The organism is Halomonas sp. 707D4 (genome assembly GCF_024158685.1).
Taxonomy (GTDB): Bacteria; Pseudomonadota; Gammaproteobacteria; order Pseudomonadales; family Halomonadaceae; genus Vreelandella.
This window is the reverse complement of sequence record NZ_JAMZBD010000348.1, coordinates 1-3,361: the sequence shown is the minus strand read 5'-3', so window position 1 is coordinate 3,361 and position 3,361 is coordinate 1. Positions and strand designations below refer to the sequence as shown.

5 protein-coding genes are annotated in these 3,361 nt (G+C 68.3%); 2 read left to right on the top strand and 3 right to left on the bottom strand.

The window, feature by feature from the left end:
* Positions 1-457, top strand: a 457-nt coding sequence (locus BIS11_RS13390; RefSeq protein ID WP_253586252.1) for a hypothetical protein, incomplete at its 5' end; no start/stop codon positions are given.
* 40 nt (positions 458-497) lie between these two features.
* On the opposite strand, the gene BIS11_RS13385 is transcribed toward BIS11_RS13390, so the two are convergent.
* The 3 genes from BIS11_RS13385 to BIS11_RS13375 are packed head-to-tail and all read right to left on the bottom strand — an operon-like array spanning position 498 to position 2,242.
* The gene (locus BIS11_RS13385; RefSeq protein ID WP_253425098.1) at positions 498-1,217 is read right to left on the bottom strand and encodes a 16S rRNA (uracil(1498)-N(3))-methyltransferase; all 720 of its coding nucleotides are present in this window, start codon (positions 1,215-1,217) and stop codon (positions 498-500) included.
* 38 nt (positions 1,218-1,255) lie between these two features.
* Positions 1,256-1,771: a protein-export chaperone SecB gene (secB, locus tag BIS11_RS13380; RefSeq protein ID WP_227391334.1), complete on the bottom strand. Its 516-nt coding sequence runs from the start codon at positions 1,769-1,771 to the stop codon at positions 1,256-1,258.
* A 48-nt stretch (positions 1,772-1,819) separates the two neighbouring features.
* A complete protein-coding gene (locus BIS11_RS13375; RefSeq protein WP_253425101.1) occupies positions 1,820-2,242 on the bottom strand; it encodes a rhodanese-like domain-containing protein in 423 nt (140 codons plus the stop codon).
* A gap of 227 nt (positions 2,243-2,469) precedes the next feature.
* Here BIS11_RS13375 and gpmI point away from each other — a divergent pair.
* Positions 2,470-3,361, top strand: an 892-nt coding sequence (gene gpmI, locus BIS11_RS13370; protein ID WP_253586250.1) for a 2,3-bisphosphoglycerate-independent phosphoglycerate mutase, incomplete at its 3' end; no start/stop codon positions are given.

Sequence of the window (3,361 nt, the reverse complement as noted above, 5' to 3'; positions counted from 1 at the left end):
CCGGGCGGCTCGCTTCGAACCGGCCTGGGTGCACCTCTGGGCCTTCGCCGTGGGCGAGGCGTTCGAAGCGCCCAGCGCCTGGCTGCTCAGCGCTGGCGACATGCGCCGTCCGCTGCTGCTGTCGCACCGCGAACTGCCGGCGCTTGCCGCCGCACCTGCCGACGGTGCACGCCTTGAGACCGGCGAGCCGCCTGCGGCCGAAACCCTGGCGAAGCAGTGGCTGTGGGAGCGCCTGGCCCGCCCCCGAGCGTGGCACGTGACGCTTCAGCCGTCACCCCCCACGCCCTTGTGGCTACCCTGCTGGATCGGCTACTCGGCGGGGGATCACACGCGCATCCATGTGCTGAGCGGGCTCTCCGGCGAAGCGCTGCCCCAGCTCAAGCCCGTGGTGCTGAATGCGTTCAAACGCGCGGCCTGCGCCCAATGGCGCTGCGAGAAGCTGTTCGAGCGGGAATGAAGGAGAAAGACCGCAAGGAGAAGCGCTCGCGAGTGAGCGCTTACATATCGCCGAAGTGGTGCTGTAGAAGGGTCAAGGCGACCACGGGGGCGGTTTCGGTGCGCAGTACCCGAGGCCCCAGGGTCAGCGGCGTGAAGCCGTGGGTGCTGGCCGCGTGGATGTCCTGCTCGGTGAGCCCGCCTTCCGGGCCGATCAGCAGCGCCGCCGCCCGCGGGCGCTCGCGCATATCGAAGCGGTTGCCGGTGGCCAGGTGCAGCATCAGCCTGAGCGGCTCGTCGCGCAGGGCGAGCCACTCGGCCAGCGCCATGGGCGGGTGCACCGTGGGCACCGTGGCGCGCCCGCTCTGCTCGCAGGCGCTGTCGGCCACTGCCTGCCAGTGGGCCTGCTTCTTGGCTTCGCGCTCATCCTTCAGGCGCACGTCGCCCCGCTCGGTATAGAGCGGGGTGATCGCCGCCACGCCCAGTTCCACGGCCTTCTGGATGGCGTAATCCATCCGGTCGCCCTTGGAGATCGCCTGGCCCAGGTGCACCGCCAGCGGCGACTCCCCTTCGCCGGGCCAGACGCACTCGACACGTGCCACGGTCCGCTTGCGCCCTGCCTCCTCGAGCAGCGCGCCCGCTTCATGCCCTTGGCCGTCGAACAGCACCAGAGGCGCCCCTTCGCTCATGCGCAGCACGCGGCTGACGTGGCGCGCCGGACCCTCGGGAAGCGCCACCCGGGCGCCGGGCGCGAGGGCGGCCGGCACGTACAGTCGGGGCATCTTGGCGTGTCGAGCGTACCAGTCGGCTTTCATGGCGCTTAGTGGGTGTTTTCGGTAGCGGCCTGGGCGGCTTGCGCTTCGCGCTTCTTGCGCTGGGCGTACATCGCCTCGAAGTTGACCGGCGCCAGCATCAGCGGCGGGAAACCACCCCGGTTGACCAGGTTGTCCACGCACTCGCGGGCGTAGGGGAACAGCAGGTTCGGGCAGAACGCGCCGAGGGTCTGCTCGAGCTGGGCGCCTTCGAGGCCGGCAATGCGGAAAAGTCCCGCCTGCTCGATCTCGGCCAGAAACGAGGTGGTGCCGGTTTCGCTGTCGTTGACCTGGGCGGTCACCTTCACCACGACCTCGTACTGGTCGTCGGCGATCTTGGTGCTGGTGGTGTTCAAGTCCAGGTTGACCTTGGGCTTGAACGCCTGCTTGAAGACCGAGGGCGAGTTGGGTGCCTCGAACGAGATGTCCTTGACGTAGATGCGCTGCAGCGAGAATTTCAGCTGGGGCTTGTCACCCTCGGCCGCGCCAGCGCCTTGCTGGGGGGCGTTGTTCTCTTCCGCCATGGGAGTACTCCTTGATTGTTACGTTGAAATGAGGATACGTCGGGACGCTTACTTCTTCACCACGGGCAGGCCGTCCGCCTGCCACTGCGCCATGCCACCCTTGAGCTTGTGGGCGCGCTCGAAGCCCGCCTTGGCGAGCTTGGCCTGAACGGTTCCCGCGCTCTGGCCATGCTTGCACACCACGATGACGGGCTTGTCCTTCACCTTCTCAAGCTCCTTCATGCGGGTCTCCAGGCTGGACTGGGGAATGTTGCGCGCTCCGGCGATATGGCCGGCCTTGAACTCCTTGCTCTCGCGCACGTCCACCACCACCGCGTCTTCGCGGTTGATGAGCTGGGTCGCTTGAGACGAGGTCACGGCGTGCGTGGCGGCGCTGCGCGTCTCGTAGACGAGCCAGGCAAGCAGTACCAGCACGAAGGCACCCACCAGCAGCGGGTGGTTCGTTACGAATTCGAACAGCTGATCGATCATCGTGAACACAATCTCTTGGTCTATGCAAAGTAGGTCTATGCAAAAATAGCGGTCGGCCCGCTGTCAAACGCGACCAGTATACACGTCGCAAGCGCCGGCGCGCAGGTCATGACGGCCAGCGGCCGCCTGCGTTATGATGCCCCAAGCGCGCGCTGCCCGCGACCCCGGCGCGCCGGGCACCGAAAGCTCCCTTTCCCTGCCCGCTCACCCGACATCACGAGGTTTCAATGGCGACAACGACCCCGCGCCCGGTGGCGCTGATCATCCTGGACGGCTACGGCCACAATCCCGATGCGGCGCACAACGCCGTGGCCGCCGCGAACACCCCGGTCATGGATGCGCTCTGGGCCGAGCGTCCCCACGCCTTCGTGCATACCGATGGCGAGCACGTCGGCCTGCCCGAGGGCCAGATGGGCAACTCCGAGGTCGGCCACATGAACCTCGGCGCCGGCCGCGTGGTGTACCAGGACTTCACGCGCATCACCAAGGCGGTGCGTGACGGCGAACTCGACTCGATCGACGCCCTCACCGCGCCGATCGATGCCGCCGTCGCCGCGGGGCGGCCGGTGCATCTGCTGGGCCTGCTCTCGCCGGGCGGCGTGCACAGCCACGAAGACCACTTTCTCGCCCTGGCCGAGCTCGCCGCCCGGCGCGGCGCCGAGCGCCTCTATATCCACGCCTTTCTCGATGGTCGCGACACCGCCCCGCAAAGCGCGCTGGCCTCCCTCGAGCGGGCCAATGCCAAGCTGGCCGAGCTGGTCGGCGCCGACAACGGCTTCGTCGCCTCGCTGATCGGCCGCTTCTACGCCATGGACCGCGACAACCGCTGGGAGCGGGTCGAGAGCGCCTACCGCCTGCTCACCGAAGGCCAGGCCGAGCACGCGGCCGAAAGCGCCGAGGCGCTGCTCGAGCAGGCCTACGCCCGGGGCGAGACCGACGAATTCGTCACCGCAAGCCAGGTGCGCCGCGAGGGCCAGGGCGTGACGATCGACGACGGCGACGCGGCGATCTTCGTCAACTTCCGCTCCGACCGCGCCCGCGAGCTGACCCGCGCCATCGTCGAGGACGACTTCGACGGCTTCGCTCGCGCGCGCCGCGTACGGCTGGCCGGTCAAGGAC